The organism is Kastovskya adunca, from assembly GCF_059505785.1.
In genome coordinates this window covers 39,734-60,374 of record NZ_JCACLG010000041.1, presented here as the reverse complement: position 1 = coordinate 60,374, position 20,641 = coordinate 39,734, and the positions used below count along the sequence as shown (strand labels likewise).

17 protein-coding genes are annotated in these 20,641 nt (G+C 48.9%); 9 read left to right on the top strand and 8 right to left on the bottom strand.

The window, feature by feature from the left end; genetic code table 11:
• Positions 1–54: 54 nt before the first annotated feature.
• A complete protein-coding gene (locus tag AC5JR3_RS15605) occupies positions 55–2,529 on the top strand; it encodes an ATP-dependent Clp protease ATP-binding subunit (RefSeq protein ID WP_495847463.1) in 2,475 nt (824 codons plus the stop codon).
• Positions 2,530–2,883: 354 nt separating this feature from the next.
• Positions 2,884–3,051 (top strand): hypothetical protein, encoded by a 168-nt coding sequence (locus AC5JR3_RS15600; protein WP_495847610.1) that lies wholly within the window; start codon positions 2,884–2,886, stop codon positions 3,049–3,051.
• Positions 3,052–3,164: 113 nt separating this feature from the next.
• On the opposite strand, the gene AC5JR3_RS15595 is transcribed toward AC5JR3_RS15600, so the two are convergent.
• The 5 genes from AC5JR3_RS15595 to AC5JR3_RS15575 form a co-directional block, all read right to left on the bottom strand.
• Entirely contained in the window at positions 3,165–4,337 is a 1,173-nt protein-coding gene (locus AC5JR3_RS15595; RefSeq protein ID WP_495847462.1) for a cysteine desulfurase family protein, read from the bottom strand.
• 170 nt (positions 4,338–4,507) lie between these two features.
• On the bottom strand, positions 4,508–4,888 hold the full coding sequence (locus tag AC5JR3_RS15590; protein WP_495847461.1) for a hypothetical protein: 381 nt from the start codon (positions 4,886–4,888) through the stop codon (positions 4,508–4,510).
• An 86-nt stretch (positions 4,889–4,974) separates the two neighbouring features.
• Positions 4,975–6,123, bottom strand: a complete 1,149-nt coding sequence (locus AC5JR3_RS15585) for a glycosyltransferase family 4 protein (RefSeq protein WP_495847460.1) — start codon at positions 6,121–6,123, stop codon at positions 4,975–4,977.
• Positions 6,124–6,178: 55 nt separating this feature from the next.
• Positions 6,179–7,180 carry a GDP-mannose 4,6-dehydratase gene (locus AC5JR3_RS15580; protein WP_495847459.1) on the bottom strand — a complete coding sequence of 334 codons (1,002 nt, stop codon included), beginning with the start codon at positions 7,178–7,180 and terminating at the stop codon, positions 6,179–6,181.
• 67 nt (positions 7,181–7,247) lie between these two features.
• On the bottom strand, positions 7,248–7,670 hold the full coding sequence (locus tag AC5JR3_RS15575; protein WP_495847458.1) for an ATP-binding protein: 423 nt from the start codon (positions 7,668–7,670) through the stop codon (positions 7,248–7,250).
• Positions 7,671–7,817: 147 nt separating this feature from the next.
• On the opposite strand from AC5JR3_RS15575, the gene AC5JR3_RS15570 reads away from it, so the two are divergent.
• Positions 7,818–8,957, top strand: a complete 1,140-nt coding sequence (locus AC5JR3_RS15570) for an RNA-guided endonuclease TnpB family protein (RefSeq protein WP_495847457.1) — start codon at positions 7,818–7,820, stop codon at positions 8,955–8,957.
• A gap of 198 nt (positions 8,958–9,155) precedes the next feature.
• Here AC5JR3_RS15570 and petD read toward each other — a convergent pair whose 3' ends face one another.
• Together petD and petB are read right to left on the bottom strand one after the other, a co-directional pair.
• Complete coding sequence (gene petD / locus AC5JR3_RS15565) at positions 9,156–9,638, bottom strand: cytochrome b6-f complex subunit IV (protein WP_495847456.1); 483 nt, start codon at positions 9,636–9,638, stop codon at positions 9,156–9,158.
• A gap of 135 nt (positions 9,639–9,773) precedes the next feature.
• The gene (petB, locus tag AC5JR3_RS15560; RefSeq protein ID WP_495847455.1) at positions 9,774–10,442 is read right to left on the bottom strand and encodes a cytochrome b6; all 669 of its coding nucleotides are present in this window, start codon (positions 10,440–10,442) and stop codon (positions 9,774–9,776) included.
• Positions 10,443–10,793: 351 nt separating this feature from the next.
• On the opposite strand from petB, the gene ctpA reads away from it, so the two are divergent.
• A complete protein-coding gene (gene ctpA, locus AC5JR3_RS15555) occupies positions 10,794–12,029 on the top strand; it encodes a carboxyl-terminal processing protease CtpA (protein ID WP_495847454.1) in 1,236 nt (411 codons plus the stop codon).
• 252 nt (positions 12,030–12,281) lie between these two features.
• Here the strand turns inward: ctpA and AC5JR3_RS15550 are convergent, their stop codons facing one another.
• Complete coding sequence (locus AC5JR3_RS15550; protein ID WP_495847453.1) at positions 12,282–12,974, bottom strand: MBL fold metallo-hydrolase; 693 nt, start codon at positions 12,972–12,974, stop codon at positions 12,282–12,284.
• A 189-nt stretch (positions 12,975–13,163) separates the two neighbouring features.
• On the opposite strand from AC5JR3_RS15550, the gene AC5JR3_RS15545 reads away from it, so the two are divergent.
• The 5 genes from AC5JR3_RS15545 to AC5JR3_RS15525 all read left to right on the top strand — a co-directional run bounded on the left by AC5JR3_RS15545 (position 13,164) and on the right by AC5JR3_RS15525 (position 20,637).
• Positions 13,164–14,654, top strand: coding sequence for a site-2 protease family protein (locus tag AC5JR3_RS15545; protein WP_495847602.1), 1,491 nt, complete (start codon positions 13,164–13,166; stop codon positions 14,652–14,654).
• 304 nt (positions 14,655–14,958) lie between these two features.
• A complete protein-coding gene (gene trmFO / locus AC5JR3_RS15540) occupies positions 14,959–16,323 on the top strand; it encodes an FADH(2)-oxidizing methylenetetrahydrofolate--tRNA-(uracil(54)-C(5))-methyltransferase TrmFO (protein ID WP_495847452.1) in 1,365 nt (454 codons plus the stop codon).
• Between the two features lie 396 nt (positions 16,324–16,719).
• Positions 16,720–17,070: an Lrp/AsnC family transcriptional regulator gene (locus tag AC5JR3_RS15535; protein WP_495847451.1), complete on the top strand. Its 351-nt coding sequence runs from the start codon at positions 16,720–16,722 to the stop codon at positions 17,068–17,070.
• Between the two features lie 436 nt (positions 17,071–17,506).
• Positions 17,507–19,180, top strand: a complete 1,674-nt coding sequence (groL, locus tag AC5JR3_RS15530; protein WP_495847450.1) for a chaperonin GroEL — start codon at positions 17,507–17,509, stop codon at positions 19,178–19,180.
• A gap of 185 nt (positions 19,181–19,365) precedes the next feature.
• Entirely contained in the window at positions 19,366–20,637 is a 1,272-nt protein-coding gene (locus AC5JR3_RS15525; RefSeq protein WP_495847449.1) for a hypothetical protein, read from the top strand.
• Positions 20,638–20,641 lie beyond the last annotated feature (4 nt).

Here is a 20,641-nt window from a genome sequence, read left to right as displayed (position 1 = left end):
TCCCTATGCTAGAATCAGCGTACACGGGCACGCAGCAGGTGATGGAAAAACGTCATGTTTGAACGCTTTACAGAGAAAGCCATTAAGGTGATCATGCTGGCCCAGGAAGAGGCACGTCGCCTGGGTCACAACTTCGTAGGCACAGAGCAAATTCTCCTGGGTCTGATTGGAGAAGGGACAGGCGTCGCCGCCAAAGTCCTGAAATCAATGGGGGTGAACCTCAAGGACGCCCGCATTGAAGTTGAAAAAATTATTGGTCGAGGATCTGGCTTTGTCGCGGTAGAGATTCCCTTTACCCCTAGGGCAAAGCGCGTTCTGGAACTTTCCCTAGAGGAAGCGAGGCAACTCGGACATAACTATATTGGTACAGAACACTTGCTGCTGGGCCTAATCCGGGAAGGAGAAGGCGTTGCTGCTAGGGTGCTAGAAAACCTGGGCGTAGATCTGTCAAAAGTGCGTACAAGCGTGATCCGCATGTTGGGCGAGACAGCAGAAGTCACGGGTGGCACCGGAGCGCAGGGACGCACAAAAACCCCAACATTGGATGAATTTGGCTCAAACTTGACGATCATGGCTGGGGAAGGCAAGCTCGACCCAGTGGTGGGACGCGCCAAGGAGATTGAGCGGGTGATCCAGATTTTGGGACGCCGCACCAAGAACAACCCAGTGTTGATTGGAGAGCCTGGGGTAGGTAAAACCGCGATCGCCGAAGGACTTGCCCAACGCATCGCCAACAACGATATTCCCGACATCTTAGAAGAAAAGCGGGTCGTCACCCTGGATATTGGCTTACTGGTGGCAGGAACCAAGTATCGGGGTGAGTTTGAAGAACGTCTGAAGAAAATCATGGATGAAATTCGTTCTGCTGGGAACGTCATCCTGGTCATTGACGAAGTTCATACGCTAATTGGTGCAGGTGCGGCTGAAGGTGCCATTGATGCGGCAAATATCCTCAAGCCAGCCTTAGCGCGGGGAGAACTGCAGTGCATCGGTGCTACGACCCTCGATGAGTACCGCAAGCACATCGAGCGGGATGCTGCCCTAGAACGCCGCTTCCAGCCCGTTATGGTCGGTGAACCCTCGGTGGACGAAACCATTGAGATTCTCTACGGTTTGCGCGAGCGCTATGAGCAACACCACAAGCTGAAAATCTTAGATGAGGCGTTAGTTGCCGCCGCCAAGCTGTCAGATCGGTATATTTCTGACCGTTACTTGCCCGATAAGGCAATTGACTTGGTGGATGAAGCGGGTTCACGGGTGCGCTTGATCAACTCCCAACTGCCACCAGCGGCAAAAGAGTTGGATAAAGAGCTGCGCGTCGTCCTCAAAGAAAAGGATGATGCGGTGCGGAGTCAAGACTTTGACCGAGCAGGTGAGCTGCGCGATCGCGAAATGGAAATTAAAGCAGAAATTCGCGCGATCGCCTCTACCAAAAAAACAGAGACGGATGGCGAGGATGTCTCCCCCGTAGTCACGGAAGAAGACATTGCCCAAATCGTTGCCTCTTGGACAGGCGTTCCGGTGAACAAACTCACCGAATCGGAATCTGAGAAACTGCTGCACATGGAAGACACCCTGCATCAGCGTCTCATCGGTCAAGAAGACGCTGTTAAAGCCGTGTCTCGCGCCATTCGTCGCGCCCGCGTCGGCTTGAAGAACCCCAACCGTCCGATTGCCAGCTTTATCTTCTCTGGCCCCACTGGTGTTGGTAAGACGGAACTCGCCAAGTCCTTGGCGTCCTACTTCTTCGGTTCAGAAGAAGCGATGATCCGCCTGGATATGTCGGAATACATGGAGCGCCACACCGTTTCCAAGCTGATTGGTTCGCCTCCAGGATACGTCGGCTACAACGAAGGCGGTCAGCTCACCGAAGCCGTGCGTCGTCGCCCCTACACCGTGGTGCTGTTCGATGAAATCGAAAAAGCCCACCCCGATGTCTTCAATATGCTCTTGCAGATTTTGGAAGACGGGCGTCTCACCGATGCCAAAGGTCGCACCGTGGACTTTAAGAACACCCTCTTGATCATGACCTCGAACATTGGTTCTAAGGTGATCGAAAAAGGTGGTGGTGGACTGGGCTTCGAGTTCAGCGAAAATCTGGCAGAGTCTCAGTACAACCGCATCCGCTCTTTGGTGAACGAAGAACTGAAGCAGTACTTCCGTCCAGAGTTCCTCAACCGTTTGGATGAAATCATCGTCTTCCGTCAGTTGACGAAGGAAGAGGTCAAAGAGATTTCGGCAATTATGCTCAATGAAGTCTTTAAGCGGCTGACGGAAAAAGGAATTACTCTCCAAGTCACCGAACGCTTCAAAGACCGCTTGGTCGAAGAAGGTTATAGCCCCTCTTATGGTGCTAGACCCTTACGTCGGGCAATCATGCGGCTCTTGGAAGATGTCTTGGCAGAGGAAATCCTCAGCGGTCGCATTAAGGATGGCGATCTTGCTAAAATCGATGTCGATGAGTCGGGTAATGTGAAAGTCTTGCCCGGTGATGAACAACGGGAGTTGTTACCGCAAGCGGCGGAGTAATCACTAATCCTATTACCTCAGTCCCTAGCATGTCAGCTAGGGACTGAGATTTTTTAACGGTAGAGCAATTAAACCTGCTCTACCGCTTTTTTGTTTACATTGCATCGTTATAGACAACATATAGCTAGGGGCTAGGGCAAGAAGTGGGTTTGATCGCGGGGTTAAGGAATTCAGAACGTCCTAACTGCCTTGACGGTTGCTATATCCAGTGTCATCCCCCCTTAGTGGTGCAGAAAAGTCTTGAAAGGCTTGTTCTAGCGGGAGTCTCAAACGAGACAGAAATAGCTTAAAAGGGGCATTTCATGAGACGCTTAAGTTCCCAAACTCAGAGCTAATCTCAGGGAAACGCCCCTCTTGTATCGTCAACTGCAAGACTGGCATCAATGGGTGCAGCCGAAAGACCAACGGCACCTACAAGGGTTTGCCGAAATCCTCTCCGCCATCTTGCAATCAAAAAGTGCCTGGGGAATAATAATAATCCGCCTCCGGCGTGTGCCTCTTACCGTAAACGAGATGCTTTAGACTGCCGGATTGAATTCTCTAAGATGGTTAGATTCTCACAAGGAGATCGTCCTGAGTTTTCTGCACCACTAAGCGATGTGGTCTTACAGCCGTGCTTGGTTGTGAGGGAGAATTTAGCGGTAACTCATCGCTTGGGCGCTGCGGAGAGCCTGAATTGTGGCGATCGCATGTTTTGCCACAGTATCAATTTCTTCCTCCGTCGTGAAGCGTCCTAGACCAAATCGTATTGACGCATAAGCCAAAGACTCCGAATGCCCCAGCGCCATGAGAACGTGGGAAGGTGCTGTAGTGACCGATGAACAAGCCGCACCGGAAGAAATCGCCATCACAGGCTGCAATCCTAACAGTAACGCCGAGCCATCAACGTTTTCCACACTGATATTTAAATTACCAGGAAGCCGATGAGTCGGATGACCGTTGAGATGCACCCCCTCTATCTGACTCAATTGCGAGTAGAGGCGATCGCGCCATCCCAGAAGACGCTTTGACTGGGTTTCCTGCTCTTCCAGCCCCAGTTCCACCGCTTTTGCAAACCCAACAATCTGAGGCGTGTACAACGTCCCAGAGCGCATCCCTCGCTCCTGTCCTCCACCATGTAACTGCGGTGAAAGCCGCACTCTCGGCTGGCGGCGGCGGACGTAAAGCGCCCCAACTCCCTTAGGGCCATATACCTTATGGGCAGTCAGCGACATCAAATCAATCTTCATCGCTTCCACATCCAAAGGAATCTTGCCAATTGCTTGCGCCGCATCCGTGTGGAAAAGTACCTCATGTTCTCGGCAAACCGCGCCAATTTCCACCAAAGGCTGCAACACGCCAATTTCATTATTTGCCGCCATCACCGACACCAAAATCGTATCGGGACGAATTGCCTGCTCTAGTTCAGCTAAATCAACCAACCCATCTCCCTGTACAGGTAGGTAAGTTACTTCAAACCCCAAAGATTCTAAATACTCGCAGGGGTCAAGCACCGCATTATGCTCAGTCGCGAGGGTAATAATGTGCCGCCCTTTGCTGAAATAGGCTTCTGCAACCCCTTTAAGCGCTAAATTGTCAGCCTCCGTCGCGCCACTGGTAAAGACAATTTCCTCCGGTGTCGCGTGAATTGCCTCGGCTAAGGTTTCCCGTGCTTTCTTAACCGCTGCTTCCGCTTCCCAACCGTAATGATGGTTAATACTGGATGGGTTGCCAAAATGTTGAGTGAAGTAAGGCAGCATCGCCTGCAACACCCTTTCGTCCATGGGTGTTGTGGAATGGCAATCGAGGTAAATCGGGCGATGGGTCAAGGTTTTCTCCAAAGGATACAGGCGCGACCATTGGTGTCAATTTAACCCAAAGACGCTTATTCTTTGCCTATAAAACAAGAACCACTTGTGGGCGTTGTCGCGAAATTACTGCCCAGCTTGGGTTTCACCCTAAGTTGATGCCCAGCCAATAGTGCCCCTACAGCAATGAATTAATCTTCAATCTGTTTCACTGTTACTTCTACGGCTTCTACATCAATCGTACCGGGGGGGGTTAGGCGCTGAAAATGTCCCTGCTCTACCTTGAGGGGTTCGCCACAGTTGGGGCATTGACAGTCCGTACGAGTGAAACCTGTAAACTCATAGTTACAAACAGGGCACTGGTCGTCCACTAGGTTGCGCTTTAACCACCAACGAAATCCCAACCACCCAATAATGGGGGAAATTATTACTAGCCCAATGACAATTAAGATGCCGTTGGCTAGCCAGCCTAAGCCGACGGTTCCTAACAACATAAATGTTGCCAAAAGCGTTAGCCAACAGCCTAAGCCAGACAAGTTGATTTGAAAAAGTTTGGGAACGTCTTGGTTCACAATAGTCTAAAAGTGAATAATCGCCGAATACTTCCATCCTAGTCCAGATTAATCGGCACCCAAAATTACGGTTTCCCGATTGTTACTTAGGGTTTGGCAGTTGCGGCTATTTCCAAAAGTTCTTTTAAGCGCCAGGTCAACGCGTCCTTACTGAACAAAGCCAGGGCTTGTTCTCGCAACCATTGCCCATCACAGCGTTGGTCATCTCCTTTGAGGATTTCAATGCAAGCATTAGCGACAGCATCGGGATCACGGTGCGGGACTTGCCACCCCAGACGACCATCTTGTAAGGGGTCAGCCGAGCCATCAGCGTCACCAGATAATACCGGGATGCCACAGACCATTGCCTCTAAGTAAACAATGCCAAAGCCTTCTTGGGAGGGCATGATGTAGGCATCGGCAACGCGGTAGTGGTCTACAAGCTCAGGAGTGGGGACAAAACCCGCAAAGACTACCCGGTCGGCAATACCCAAGTCTTGGGCAAGCTGGGCGAGTCGCGGTTGGTCATCTCCACGACCAATCACCAGGTACTTGACCTCTGGAAATATTTTAGCGATCGCCGGAAGTGCCCGAATCGTCACATCCACACCTTTATAGATATCTCCAGACCACAACCTAGCTACAGTCATCAGCACATTAGCACCCTCTAGACCATAGCGATCGCTTAGGGATTTGGGTTTTGGCCCAGGGGTGAACATCTCACCATCTACAACACAGGGAAACATCTGCACCCGATCAGGGTTGATGCCATTTGCCGCACTAGCGCGATCGCGACTATAGCGACTAATCGTCCAAATTCCGCTCGCCTTCACAAGCGCCTGACGCTCGTGCTTCGGCAATGGCTCCCACACCTCCTTACCGTAGGTCAACACCGTGTAGGGAATCCTCAACGACTGACACAGCAGTTGAACGAGTGGTGCTAGCTTAATGTGACCACAAAAAACATGGCGAGGACGGCGTTGCAGCAAACAATTCAGTAAGGCTGTCGTCAGACGCAAGCGCCCCAACAGAGGCGACGACGTTTTGAGGTAATGAAATTTAAACGGGTATTCCTCAAAAGGATTTTCACATTCTGGACTGTCTCGCAGCAGAAAGACCTCAGCAGTTTTGCTGTTATTCAAGGACGCAAACGCTTGCAAAATATCTTTGACATAGGATTGAATGCCGCCTTCACACCCAAAAATTTCCAGGAAAACGAAGACGTAATCCGTTGTGGTCGTGGTTATTTCGCCCACGTCTTATTTGCCCCTCAACTTACTACAACTGTTCTTTGCGCTTAGGTCTAGGTAGTCAATGCGGGATTTGGCGCAGACCACTGGCGCTAATTGCTCCGCTTTGCAAACGCTCTAGGTCTTTCAAGACCATTTTCTCGATTAGAACCTCAAAACTCACTTGAGGTTCCCACTCCAAATTTCTTTTTGCCTTAGCAGGATTGGCGACAAGCTGAAAGTGTTCATCCGGTCGCAGGAACTTCGGATCGACCACCACATAGCGCGTCCAATCTAAGCCCACAGACTCAAATGCCGTCGTCACAAGTTGCCGGACACTGTGCAACTCCCCCGTACCAATTACATAATCTTCCGGTTGATCTACCTGTAACATTCGCCACATTGCTTTTACGTGATCCCCCGCATATCCCCAGTCCCGCTTCGCATCCAGATTGCCCATTTCTAGGTTTTGACTCAGCCCTAATTTGATGGCGGCGGCGGCTAAAGACACTTTTCGCGTCACAAAGGCGGGTGGACGCCGGGAAGATTCGTGGTTGTACAAAATTCCACTACAGGCAAATAGCCCATAGCGTTGCCGATGATGCACCATTGTCCAGTGAGCATGAACCTTCGCAGCGGCATAGGGATTCATGGGGCGAAACGGTGTATCTTCGTCCTGAGGAGAGCAATCAACCTTCCCAAACATCTCTGAGCTACTGGCTTGATAAAAGCGCGTATCAATGCCCAACTGCCGTACAGCAGCTAAAAGCCGCGTTGCCGTCCCTGTTACCAAGTCGAGAGTACCTAGGGGGTCGTTCCATGAATCAGGGACAAAACTGGGAGCGGCGAGATTATAAATCTCTTGGGGCTGTAGCTGTTCGACAACCGCCAGAAGACCAGGAGCATCTGTGAGGTCAACTGCACAGACTTTGATTTCGTTGGCTAACTCACCCAATCGCGCCAGACTAGCCTGCCGTTGTGGTGGCATCAGTCCCGCCACCCGATAGCCCTGTTTTAAAAGCAAGCGGCTTAGGTAGTAGCCATCTTGACCGGTAATTCCTGTAATCAGTGCTGTTTTTACCATACGAGGATTCGTGTTTGTCGGTGCTACTACCGGGAAGTTCGCGCTTTAAGAGAGCTTTTCGCCCATCTTAAATGATGCGGCTAGAGATTAGCAGGCAGTTTCTGCCATCAGGACAGCGTTTGTAGACGACGTGGTCTGCCAGTCGTCGCAAGAGAAACCAGCCGTACCCCCCTTCTCGGAGAGTTCCGGGTTCGGGTTCCTCTAAAAGATCGGGGTTAAAGGGCTTTCCTTGATCCCAAATCCGAATTTCGATCGCTTTATCCCAAAGTGCCAGTTCAATCTCGATAGTCGTTTCTTCGGGTAGATCCTGATGGGCATGACGAACGGCGTTTGTGAACCCTTCAGCAAGGGCAAGATTCAGACGGTAAAATTGCTGCTCTGACCCGTCTCGGTTCCAGAGGTGGCAATGAAAGAAGTGCTCAAACCATTTCTGTACCTGAGTCAGAACATCCAGTTCACTCTTGACTATGAGACGATCAAGCTTTAACATCCCGTCTACTAGACCCTTAGCTGACCTGATCTTACATGAGTCAAAGTTGAAAGCCCTCGCGTTTCAACCGAGGGATGAAAACAAGTGGCGGGTTTTAACCCACCACTCTATCTTACAAGCTCTGTAAGATATTGTTATAGTGGTTGTATGGCAGAACTATCAATCACTTTAAAGCTTCCATTTTATCGCCTCAACCAAGTCAAGGCGCAAGAGTTTGAGCGGCTAACCGTTCTCAATACTCAGGTGGCCAATGACTTGTTGAAGATTGAGAAATCGGAGCGCAAGAAGCTGACCAGTTCTGCGTTTAAGCACATAGAGATCGGCTCTGCTTGGATTAATCAAACGGTTCGCAATACTAACACCAAAACAAAAGCCAAAGAGTTTAAGCGGATGTGGTTAGAGACAAATAACCAAAACTTTGAGATATCTAAGCAGGGTGATTTCTACGGCGTTGCCTTCAACCTCTTTCGAGGGAAGAAAGGCAGAATCCCTCTGCTAGTTCACCAGGCTTCGCATATTAATACCTTAGACAAGATTATTGATGGCACTGCCAAGTTAGGCTCTATCAAGATCTGCAAGTCTAAAAAAGGGATTTGGTATGCACTCGTTTCAGTGTCAATGCAAGTTGCTGATCCTAGAGCGATTCAAGACTGGATTGGAGTAGATAGAGGGCAAAACAATATTGCTGTTGCTGCGCTGCCTAATGGGTTTGGCAAGTTTTGGAAAGCTGGCAAGGTCAAAGTTCTGAGGCGCAAGTTTCAGAAAACTCGCAAGGCTTTGCAGGCTGCTAAACAACTTAAGGAAGTAAAGCGGCTAGAGCAACGTGAAAGACGAATCATGACCCAAATCAACCATGAGATCTCTAAGCAGCTAGTGCAGTTTGCTAAAGATTTCAATATGGGGATTCGGTTTGAGGATTTGTCAGGCATTCGCCATTCTAAGCAACGGAAGAAAACGAAGTCTGACGCCTCCTCAAACCGGGATAGCTGGGCATTCTATCAGCTTGAAATCTTCACTCACTATAAAGCTATTGGTGCTGGCGTTCCTGTTCAAAGCATTCCTGCTCCCTACACGTCTAAGTCGGACAACCGCAATGGAGTAATAGGGAAAAGGTCAGGACACTGGTTCAAAGGCTTTGATGGGTATCGAGTCAATGCTGATATCAATGCCTCGTGGAATATAGGGAAGTGGGTGGGTTTTTCATGTCCACTGGATCTACAGAATGCTGTAACTGCAATGGTTGCGGTTGATTCAGGGATAGCGGTGAATGGCACTCCGCTTAACTAGAAGCATAGTGTTTGACTGTGGCTTTAGCCCGGTCAGACACATCCTCTAGAATCCCCCTGATTTATCTGGGGGAGTGTCAATTGTTATTAGTTATTAGTTGCCAATTCCTAAAAAATAACGCCTGTAAGTATCTCCTGGCAGTGACTCAGCACGGCGAAGTGAAACTTACAAGGCGTCAAGGTAAAGCGGGGGAGTGTTTTAGAACAGACCCCAGGTCAAAGACTTGTCAATTGGGAAGGTAGCACCAATGCCCAACCACAGAGTGACAAGTGTACCAATCAGGAATAGCGTTGTCGCAACTGGACGGCGGAACGGGTTCTGGAACTTGTTCACGTTCTCGATAAAGGGCACCAAGATTAGACCCAGAGGAACGGCTCCCATAGCAACAACTCCCAAGAGTTTGCTAGGTACGGTACGCAGGATCTGAAAAACTGGATAGAGATACCATTCTGGAAGAATTTCTAACGGTGTGGCAAAAGGATCAGCCGGTTCGCCAACCATTGCTGGGTCAAGCACAGCTAAACCAATTGACAGCGCAATCGTTCCCATGATCACGACGGGAAAGATGTACAGCAGGTCATTAGGCCAAGCGGGTTCGCCGTAGTAGTTGTGACCCATGCCTTTGGCCAGTTTGGCGCGTAGAGCGGGATCGGTGAGATCGGGCTTTTTGAGAGTTCCCATCTTAAAATTGTTCTCCTTATATCAACAAAAGTCAGCAGGCAAGAAAGCCGTTAGCCTTTAGCCGTTAGAAGAGAGTTTTCCATGACCAAAGACCGACAACTTCTGAGGGCTAATAGCTAACAGCTAAATGGGTTTTTACAAGGGGCCGGAAATGCCTTGTTTGCGAATCATGATGAAGTGCAACAGCATGAAGACAGCAATCAGCCAAGGCAAAACGAAGGTGTGGGCGCTGTAGTAGCGAGTGAGGGTTGCTTGCCCAACACTGCTTCCACCACGTACCATATCCGCGATAAACGTCCCGACAAAAGGAATTGCTTCCGGGACACCAGAGACGATTTTGACCGCCCAGTACCCGACTTGATCCCAAGGTAGGGAGTAGCCAGTCACGCCAAAGGACACTGTGATTACAGCTAGGATGACACCAGTTACCCAGGTAAGCTCACGGGGCTTTTTGAAACCGCCAGTGAGGTAAACCCGGAAGGTGTGCAAAATCATCATCAGCACCATCATGCTGGCAGACCAGCGGTGGATGGAGCGAATCAGCCACCCGAAGTTTACTTCTGTCATCAAGTACTGCACAGAGGTAAATGCCTCGGTGACAGTGGGTCTGTAATAGAAGGTCATGGCAAATCCAGTGGCAAACTGGATCAGGAAGCAAGTGAGGGTAATCCCTCCTAGACAGTAGAAGATATTAACGTGGGGAGGTACATACTTGGAAGTAACGTCTTCGGCAAGTGCCTGAATTTCTAAACGTTCCTCAAACCAGTTGTATGCTTTTGAGTCAGTGATCTGCTTGGAAAACATGAAGCCAGAATTCCTAAAAGGATGCTGTTGATGAAATGTTTGACACCTAAAAGGTGTTGCACCACATGGGGAGTAAGCTTTCGCTAGGGATGCGGGTGCGAGGGCACCAAGGAAAGTATAAAAAACTATACATGGCAAGCTCTGGTTGATGGCTCTATCATCGTCCCCAATACAAAAAATGTAACATAGCTCAATGAGTAGATGACGTTGCCTGGATTGGAAGGGGACTAATCTCAAGCCCGCCTGAGTCGGGAAAGTTTAGAGGCGTAGAGTTTTTGAATGTTAAGTTTTCTCAGCTTAATCACACCACCGAACAGAGTAAAAATTTGTTAAGTAAATTATTTTTTAGTTATGCATAAACGTATCTTCGGGGCGGGACTCTGCCTCATACTGGCAATCGTTGTATCGTTTACCTGGTGGACGCCTGCTGCCGCCGCCTTTACAGAGGATCAAAAGCTATATTCACAAGCGTGGCGAATTGTCAACCAAGCTTATTTAGATGAAACGTTTAATCATCAGAACTGGTGGCTCCTGCGTCAAAAGGCTTTGCAGCAACCGTTCAAAGACCGGGAAAGTACTTATGTGGCGATTCAAGACCTGCTAGCGAGTCTTGATGACCCTTACACGCGGCTGTTGAAACCGAATCAATACCGGAGTTTACAGGTTAATACGACGGGGGAACTGTCGGGGGTAGGGCTACAAATTGCTCTGGATGCGGAAACAGGAGAGTTGAAAGTTGTTGCTCCCATTGCGGGTTCTCCGGCAGATGAAGCGGGAATTCGGACTCGCGATCGCATTTTAGAAATTGATGGCATCCTCACCTCAACCCTAACGCTGGATGAAGCCGCCGCCCAGATGCGCGGTGCGGTAGGGACAAAAGTGACGCTGAAAATTCAGGGCGAAAAAGGGGAACCTCGCTCGGTGGAACTCCAGCGCGATCGCATCGCTCTTAATCCCGTTTATGCTGCCTTAGACCACTCCTCATCTGGCGTCCCCGTTGGTTATATCCGCTTAACTCAATTTAGCGCCAACGCCCCAGCCGAAGTTACCGAAGCCATTAACAAGCTGGAAGCCCAAGGTGCAGAAGCCTATATCCTTGACCTCCGCAATAATCCTGGCGGTTTGTTGCAAGCCGGAGTAGAGATTGCGCGTCTGTGGCTTGATGGCGGCACAGTGGTTTATACCGTGAATCGCCAAGGCACCCTGGGAAGCTTTGATGCCTATGGTTTTGCCCTCACGCAAGACCCTCTGATTGTTTTAGTCAATCAGGGCACCGCCAGTGCCAGCGAGATTCTTGCAGGAGCGCTACAAGATAATGGGAGAGCCATACTCGTTGGCGAAAAAACCTTTGGCAAAGGTTTAATCCAATCCTTGTTTGACCTACCCGATGGTGCAGGAATAGCTGTCACCGTTGCCAAGTACGAAACCCCTAGCCACAGAGACATCAACAAATTAGGCATCGAACCCAATCAGCAGGTTGAGTTAGAACCTATTTCTATCGACCAAATAGGCTCAACTGCTGATTTGCAATATCAGGCAGCTTTGGAGCTATTGAACCAGCCGCCTGTTATCGCTGATGCCGCGTAGAGCGTGAGAATTAGGAGCAGGGGAGATGGGGTGCAGGAAAGCGGGGGAGCAGGGGAGCTGGGGAGAGGAAGAGAACCAATAACCCCTTTCATACTTCACCCTAGCCTTCGGCAACGGCTTCGCCGAACATACTTCATACTTCACCCTTCATACTTCATCCTTCATCAATCGCCTCGCAACGGCTTCGCCGAACATACTTCATACTGTCTTCCCCACTCAGGACTCAGGACTCACCGACTAAGGACTTTGCCATTAGCTAGCTTCAACTTGCCGTAGTTCATCCAGGTTGAGTTGGGATAGTCGTTCATATGCCCGATCGAATATACCCTTGCCGCGTAAGAAGCCTGTGTTTGCACCAGGACATAGGTAGCTGAGGGTGGCAGGGGTGAAGCTAGCTAGGAGAAGTTGGATACTATTGATTTGTCGTTGCCAGTGGAAGGTTTTTGAGCCTCGTAGGGGCATCAGTTCCCCTTGCGGGTTGGGCAATAAGTGACGACCGGAAAAGAGGACTCCTCCATCACCTTTGTAATACAGGCAAGAAGAACCGGGAGAATGCCCTGGCGTCCAAATGACTTTGGCATTGGAAGTCAGGGTGAGTTCTTTAGTAAAGGAAGTTACTTCTAGCCCTGGCAACAGATAGGCTTCTTGCTCTTGAATCAGGACTTGGCAGCCTAGAGCTTGACTGATTTCTTTGGCTTTCCCAATACTGCCGCGATGGGTAAGAAACAGCCAAGTTACACCGCCACGTTCCCGCAGAAATTTCTCATTGCTGTCATTCCATGCTGGACAGTCAATGAGGAGATTGGCGTCGTTCTCTACAATGAAATAAGCAGTCGCACCCAAAGTGTCTCGATTGGGTGGAAATGCGAAAATGTTATTAAGGAACTTGCGTGGTGTTTTTAGTGCAGTGGCTGACTGGTTGGACGATGGATTTTGAGAGGGCATGAAGCTGCTGGTTGAATGGAAGCAGGTAGTACTTGGGGGACGCCTGTTATCGATCGCAAGGAAGCTTTTGTCCTCGCACGCTTACGCATCGCAGTTAATCGCTGGGCTAAGAGGTTATTGGCTTCGGGTAGACGGTACTGTCATTCGCTTGGATAAAGCTCCTTTACACTAAATTCAATGCTTGAGATCATGGAACTCTGGTTGCTCCTCATCCTACTAGCCTTCTTCACCTATTTCATCATCAAACGTAGTGTGACAAGCATTACAACCACACCTGTATGGCTGTTGTGGTTGGTGATGATGACACCAGCGCTAGTTTGGAGTGGCTGGGCGTTGATTCAGGGGGAGGATACGCCAATGCCACTAGTCTTGGCGATCGCTCCTTTTATAGTTTGCCCGCTGTTGTACTGGCTGTTGATTCAGAAGGGAAGGCGAGATGTCACTCCTGTCAACCCTCAGGCTGCCCAGGCAACGCCTCAAGCAGCGGCAGCGAACCCCTTGCCAACACTGGACGAGAAGTCGGTGGCACGTCCCATCACCAAAGAGGAAGAAGCAGAGTTAAGAAACTGTTTTCCCTGGGGTATTTACTATCTCCAAAACATAGAGTACCGACCGCAAGCGGTGATCTGTCGTGGGAAGCTGCGCTCAAATCCAGAAGTTGCCTACAAGACAGTACGGGAAAATGTTGAGGGAGAATTTGGCGATCGCTTTTTCCTCATTTTTCAAGAAAGCTTCAGCGGTAAGCCCTTTTTTGCCTTGGTTCCCAACCCCCAAGCCCAAGCGGCGGCTAAAGGTGATACCACACCTGTAACGCGACCCGCTTTAGCCTTGGCACTGTTGCTAATTACGTTATTTACAACCACCGTTGCCGGGGTATGGCTGGCGGGAATCTCTCCCGAACAGGTGCAATCTGATCCATCGGTTTTGCTGAGGGGGCTACCCTATGCCTTTTCCCTGATGGCAATTCTCAGCATCCATGAACTAGGTCATTACGTGGTGGCGCTGCTCTACAAGATGCGGACAACTCTGCCTTACTTTATTCCCATCCCCTTCTTCCTGGGAACATTTGGGGCATTTATCCAAATGCGATCGCCTGTGCCAAACCGTAAAGCCTTATTTGATGTCGGAATTGCAGGCCCTCTGGCAGGATTAGTCGTTACCCTACCTTTGCTGATCTGGGGGCTTGCCCACTCCAGCGTTGTCCCCTTATCAGACGCATCGGGAATCTTGACCCTTGAATCCCTCAACCCCAGATTTTCCTTTTTACTCACTGTACTGAGCAAATTGGCGTTAGGAAGTCAGCTAACCGCAGGAATGGCAATCAACCTTCATCCCGTAGGCATCGCTGGTTACATTGGTTTAGTCGTGACGGCGTTTAACTTAATGCCCGTCGGACAACTAGATGGCGGTCACATTGTCCACGCCATGTTTGGGCAAAAAACCGGAGCGACCATCGGTCAGATTACCCGCGTATTGGTGCTAGTTCTCGCCTTGATTCATCCAGATTTGCTACTTTGGGCAATTATTCTGTTATTTATGCCCGTTTTAGACGAACCTGCCCTCAATGATGTTTCAGAACTCAACAACTGGCGCGATGTCTGCGGACTGCTAGCACTAGCATTTTTGATCGCTATGCTGCTACCCGTACCAGGGACAGTTGTGCAGTGGTTGAATATTTAGGGAGATTGGTGAACTGGCGATAGGGAAGAATTCTTCTGATAAGGTGATGGGGAGCAGGGGAGCAGCGGAGCAGCGGAGCAGGGGAGCAGCGGAGCAGCGGAGCAGGGGAGCGGGGGAGCGGGGGAGCAGGGGAGAGGAAGAGAACCAATAACCCTTTTCATCCTTCATACTTCATCCTTCACCCTTCATACTTCATCCTTCATCCTTCACCCTTCATACTTCACCCTTCATACTTCATACTTTCTTCCTTACTCAGGACTCAGGACTCAGGACTCAGGACTCAGGATCTCAGGACTCAGGACTAATGAAGAACAAACCGATTCAAGTAATTGGTGGCGGACTGGCAGGGACGGAAGCGGCTTGGCAGATTGCCCAAGCTGGGGTGCCAGTGGTGTTGCATGAAATGCGCCCAGTGCAGAACAGTCCGGCTCATCACACCGGGGAGCTGGCAGAGCTGGTGTGTAGTAATTCCTTTGGCGCACAGTCTAGCGATCGCGCATCGGGTTTGTTGCACGCAGAACTACGACGCTTGGGTTCGATTATTATCAGCAAAGCCGATGAACATGCGGTGCCTGCTGGGGGAGCCTTAGCCGTAGATAGAGGGGTTTTTAGCCACGAATTAACGGAAACTCTCGCCCAGCATCCCTTAATTGAGTTGCGGCGTTCTGAAGTTCAGGAAATCCCCAAAGAGGGAATTGTCGTTCTCACCACAGGGCCCTTAACTAGTCCTGCCCTAACTGAAGACTTGCAGCGCTTTACAGGCATGGAGTACATGAGCTTTTTTGATGCGGCAAGTCCAATTGTGGTAGGCGAGTCGATCGATCAAGAGACCGCGTTTCTTGCCTCTCGCTACGACAAAGGAGAAGCCGCCTATCTCAACTGCCCGATGAATAAGGAGCAGTATCTACACTTTTGGCAGGAACTTTGTGCAGCAGAACAAGCGGAACTTAAGGACTTTGAAAAAGAAACTGCCAAGTTCTTTGAAGGGTGCTTGCCAATTGAGGAAATGGGGCGACGGGGTGAGGACACTATGCGCTACGGCCCGTTGAAGCCTGTGGGGCTGTTTGATAGCCGTCATGGGGATTTTCGCGACCCTGAAAACAAATCCAAGCGCCCCTATGCCGTAGTGCAGTTGCGCCAAGAAGATAAGGCAGGGCAGCTTTGGAATATGGTGGGCTTTCAAACCAATCTACGCTGGGGCGAACAAAAGCGTGTATTCCGTCTGATTCCAGGGTTGGAAAATGCCGAGTTTGTGCGAATGGGGGTAATGCACCGTAATACGTTCCTCAATGCCCCTCAACTGTTGCAGACAACCTTGCAGTTTAAAACACGGGCAACCTTACTTGCCGCCGGACAACTGATTGGCACGGAGGGCTACACCGCTGCTACAGCGGGAGGTTGGCTAGCGGGAACCAATGCGGCACGGTTGGCTTTAGGCTTACCGCCTGTGACTCTCCCAGAAACAACCATGATGGGGGCGCTGCTGGAGTTCATCAGTTCAGCCTCGCCGAAGCACTTCCAGCCCATGCCACCAAATTTCGGTATTTTGCCAGCTTTGCCTGAAAAAATTAAAAATAAACAGGAGCGTTACGGAGCTTACCGCGATCGCGCTTTTACTGATCTAGAAACCTGGAGAAATCAATGGCAACTGGCGGCAATAGCAAGTTAGTTTGCTTTGACTACAGAGGCGATCGCTAATTAAAACGCAAACTCCTATACAGCAATTTTTAGTTGAGTTAGCTACACAGGTAGGGAACATAGCTCCGAAGCTATGGGAAATTCCACCCTTCAAAAACGGGTCTTGGTGAATATCAATGAAAATCGTCGTAAGTTCCGACAGGCAATAAGGTTGACGACTCATAGCTCAGAAAATTCACCACATCTGTAAAGTAGTTATCTCCGCTCCTGGCTCATTACGTTAGAGTTCAAGTGGGAAGATAAACTTTCACTTCGTTTACGACAGATAACCAAGGTGCAGGATACCGAGTCTACATCAGCCTCGCTCCTGAATAAGCTGGTTTCTGCTACCGCCAATCAGGTTTAGCGTTTAAAGGAATGTAGAGTGATGCAAAGGTGCACTGTCTTGATTGACCGTGATGCTGTCGGTTGTAGTTTGATAGCCTTTATCGCGGTCGCTCTAAAGACACCGGCAGATCGAGTCCCTTTTTTGCAATGCGTGCAAAAACTCTCTGAAGTCCAGGAATGTCATCAGATTACTGGCGATGACGATTATCTACTAAAGGTGCGTTGCCGTAATACGGAAGACTTAGAGCGAGTCATTAGCGACGAACTCAAGAATTTATCAGGTATCGTCAAAACTCGCACCACAATCGTACTTTCTACAGTTAAAGAAGTGCCGAGAGGTTCTTTTCCTGCTAACGACGCCTCAGACGTTAGCCATGAAAAAAGGAATTAAGTCGAATGGCACAGATCAAACCTTGTGCAGGGGGTCTGGGGGAGGCACTCATCCCCCAGCGTGGGGGGTTTGGGGGGAAGACCCCCAAGCTGGGTTTTTCTCAAGAACAACTATTTGCCGCTTAAGTCAGTGCCATTCGAGTTAAGTCGGATATGTAAATATTACTGGTCTGTAGTCAGGGCTAAATTCCTCAAAACAAGCCCTAATTTTGGCTACAAACCCGTGTAACAATTTTTACAGGGCAATACAAAGTCTGATTTATGCTCGCCTACTTACTTAACGGCAACAAAATTTTGTTGTTTTCATTCCCCCTGCTCCCTTTACGTACCATCACCCCATCACCCCAAGGGGGGATAACCGAACTAAAATTCAATTAGCACTCACCTGGTATGAGTGCTAAATTTTGGATGGAACGACGACGAAAGCAAGGGAAAGTATGGCAAAAATTGTTTCGTTTAACGAAGAATCGAGACGGGCTTTAGAGCGCGGCGTCAATGCTCTGGCTGACGCCGTCAAGATTACCCTCGGGCCTAAAGGACGTAATGTTCTGCTAGAGAAGAAATTTGGCTCTCCTCAGATTGTCAATGACGGGATCACTGTTGCTAAAGAAATCGAACTTGAAGACCCCCTAGAAAATACTGGTGCGCGGCTAATTCAAGAAGTCGCTTCTAGAACGAAAGATATTGCTGGGGACGGCACAACTACGGCTACAGTTCTTGCTCAAGCGATGATTCGTGAAGGCTTGAAGAACGTCGCGGCGGGAGCGAATCCAGTAGCTGTCAAGCGTGGGATCGAGAAAACGATCGCCCATCTAGTGAAGGAAATCGTGGTAATGGCACAGCCTGTTGCTGGAAGTGCCATCGCCCAAGTCGCCACCGTTTCCGCTGGTAACGATGACGAAGTCGGTGAAATGATTGCCCAAGCAATGAGCAAAGTCACCACAGACGGCGTCATCACCGTTGAAGAATCCAAGTCCCTGACAACCGAACTTGATGTTGTTGAAGGGATGCAATTGGATCGGGGCTACATTTCTCCCTACTTCGTCACCGATAACGAACGGATGACAGTGGAATTTGAAAATCCCCGCCTTTTGATTACCGATAAAAAAATTAGCGTTATCCAGGATTTAGTTCCAGTTCTGGAAAAAGTCGCTCGTGCGGGTCAACCCCTAGTGGTGATTTCCGAAGATGTTGAAGGCGAAGCCTTAGCAACATTGGTTGTCAACAAAGCACGGGGCGTCCTGAGTGCAGCTGCCATCAAGGCTCCTGGCTTTGGCGATCGCCGCAAACAGATGCTGCAAGATATCGCCGTTCTCACAGGCGGTCAGCTGATCTCTGAAGATATCGGTCTGACACTTGATAGCGCCTCCCTAGATATGCTAGGAACTGCCCGGAAAATCACCATCGACAAAGACACCACCACCATCGTTGCTAGTGGTGAAACGAAGGCAGATGTTGACAAACGGGTTGCCCAAATTCGCAGACAGTTGGAAGATACTGACTCCGAATACGATCGAGAAAAACTACAAGAGCGGATTGCTAAACTTGCGGGTGGCGTTGCTGTAATCAAAGTGGGTGCGGCAACTGAAACCGAACTCAAAGACCGCAAGCTAAGAATTGAAGACGCCCTCAACGCCACAAAAGCGGCAGTTGAAGAAGGAATCGTCCCTGGCGGCGGCAGCACTCTGATTCGCCTAATTAGCAAAATTGCCGATGTCAAAAACGGCATGAGCGAAGAAGAAAAAATCGGTGCCGGCATCGTCGCTAGAGCCTTAGAAGCGCCTCTGCGCCAAATGGCAGACAATGCAGGTGTAGAAGGTTCTGTAATCGTTGAAAAAGTCCGCAGCAGCGACACCAACATTGGTTACAACGCCGCTACAGGTGAGTTTGAAGACTTGATCGCCGCAGGTATCATTGACCCGGCTAAGGTTGTTCGTTCTGCCCTGCAAAATGCAGGTTCCATCGCCGGAATGGTCTTGACAACTGAAGCCTTGGTTGTCGAGAAGCCTGAGAAGAAATCTGCTGCTCCCGACATGGGCGGCATGGGTGGAATGGGCGGTATGGGCGGCATGGGCGGTATGGGCGGCATGGGCGGCATGGGCATGATGTAGTCCATTGCGTCCACCGTTCCCTCGTCTGAGGCTAAATAAAAAGCCCCCTAAGCGGGCTTGAAAAAAGTTGAGCAGCTTGTTTTATAAAACAGGCTGCTTTTTTTGTGGCAGTTATCTAATTTTTTAGAGATACTGTATTAGCTCATACCTTGCACCTGCTATCGAAGAAGGAAAGTACACCTCCGTTGGCAATCTGTGAGCGAGAACGCCTTGAATTAGGTTTAATTAGGTTTACTATGCTTGTATTTTTTATTCACGGTGTCGCCACGCGAGATGTCCGCTGTGCAGATACATTAAAAGCCTTAATTAAAGATGAATTTGTAAAGAGAGGAAAACCACTTCCTCACTTCCATCTAAGCTTTTGGGGAAACATTGTCAAAGATATTAGTAAGATATGGAATCAGATTCATCAAGATTTACAGATAGCGCAACAAGAATCTCCTGAAGTCAATGTTGATGATATTTTCCGTTATAAAAGTTTTAGAGAAGGATTTTTTTCGGATTTTGTCGGAGACGTTTTAACTTATCTTAACCCAGAACGTGGAGAGGCTATCCGAAAAGTTATTGCACAGGATTTACAGGACTTTATAACAAAGCATCTAGAAGAAACTGAACTCCATATAGTTGCTCACTCGTTGGGAAGTGTTATCTTATGGGATATTTTATTTTCTGAAAGATTTAATTCAAAACTAACTCCTAGAGATCCAGCCCTTGACATCAGAGCAATGATCGAAGGTTTTCGTAAAACTGAAAATATTAAAGAAATTAAGCTTCAGAGTATAACTACAATGGGTTCGCCGATATTATTTTTTAATACCATGCTTGGCGTCACCTCTGAACAAATAAAAGAGGTCACAAAGAATTATCCATATAATCCTTTAAGGTGGACTAATATTGTTCAGTCTTCAGATATTATTGCTTACCCTCTCAAATCCAGCATTAATTTTGATGTGGCAACTAACTTTAGCTTAAAAGATGAATATATCTGTACCGATGTTAATCTAGCAGAGAAAGCTGCTCGTACTGTTGGTCAATTTGATGTAGCTATGGCGTTAGCAGTTAATGATGCTCATAGTTGGTATTGGAGTTGTCATAAAACAGCAAGTTTAATCGTTAATAATGTTTTGGGAACTGAAGGTTTTAGGTTGAGTGACAACATACTACAACAAGTAATTATTCGCCTAGAAAAACTTCCTGGAATAACACTAGAGAGAGACAATAGCCTTTATCTGCAATTTCTAGAAAAAGTTTCTGGAATAACAGGGGAGAGAGACAATAACATTCATCTGCAATTCAGAGATAATAGCGGAACACTTCGATTGTTCGTCAATCATCTTAATGTTCATCATGTTTCTATTTTTGACAACCAGGGTAATTGCTTATTTGGAGGGTATGTTAGCTGGCATACAGAAGGTCTAAAACAAGAAATAGATTTTATTGCTAAATCTTTTTGTTAGTCGG

Coding starts and splice junctions, on each gene's coding strand:
- AC5JR3_RS15545 (WP_495847602.1), top strand. CDS start 13,164: ATGGAACTCTGGTTGCTCCTCATCCTACTAGCCTTCTTCACCTATTTC.
- ctpA (WP_495847454.1), top strand. CDS start 10,794: ATGCATAAACGTATCTTCGGGGCGGGACTCTGCCTCATACTGGCAATC.
- trmFO (WP_495847452.1), top strand. CDS start 14,959: ATGAAGAACAAACCGATTCAAGTAATTGGTGGCGGACTGGCAGGGACG.
- groL (WP_495847450.1), top strand. CDS start 17,507: ATGGCAAAAATTGTTTCGTTTAACGAAGAATCGAGACGGGCTTTAGAG.
- AC5JR3_RS15570 (WP_495847457.1), top strand. CDS start 7,818: ATGGCAGAACTATCAATCACTTTAAAGCTTCCATTTTATCGCCTCAAC.
- AC5JR3_RS15535 (WP_495847451.1), top strand. CDS start 16,720: ATGCAAAGGTGCACTGTCTTGATTGACCGTGATGCTGTCGGTTGTAGT.
- AC5JR3_RS15580 (WP_495847459.1), bottom strand. CDS start 7,180: ATGGTAAAAACAGCACTGATTACAGGAATTACCGGTCAAGATGGCTAC.
- AC5JR3_RS15575 (WP_495847458.1), bottom strand. CDS start 7,670: ATGTTAAAGCTTGATCGTCTCATAGTCAAGAGTGAACTGGATGTTCTG.
- petD (WP_495847456.1), bottom strand. CDS start 9,638: ATGGGAACTCTCAAAAAGCCCGATCTCACCGATCCCGCTCTACGCGCC.
- AC5JR3_RS15605 (WP_495847463.1), top strand. CDS start 55: ATGTTTGAACGCTTTACAGAGAAAGCCATTAAGGTGATCATGCTGGCC.
- AC5JR3_RS15550 (WP_495847453.1), bottom strand. CDS start 12,974: ATGCCCTCTCAAAATCCATCGTCCAACCAGTCAGCCACTGCACTAAAA.
- petB (WP_495847455.1), bottom strand. CDS start 10,442: ATGTTTTCCAAGCAGATCACTGACTCAAAAGCATACAACTGGTTTGAG.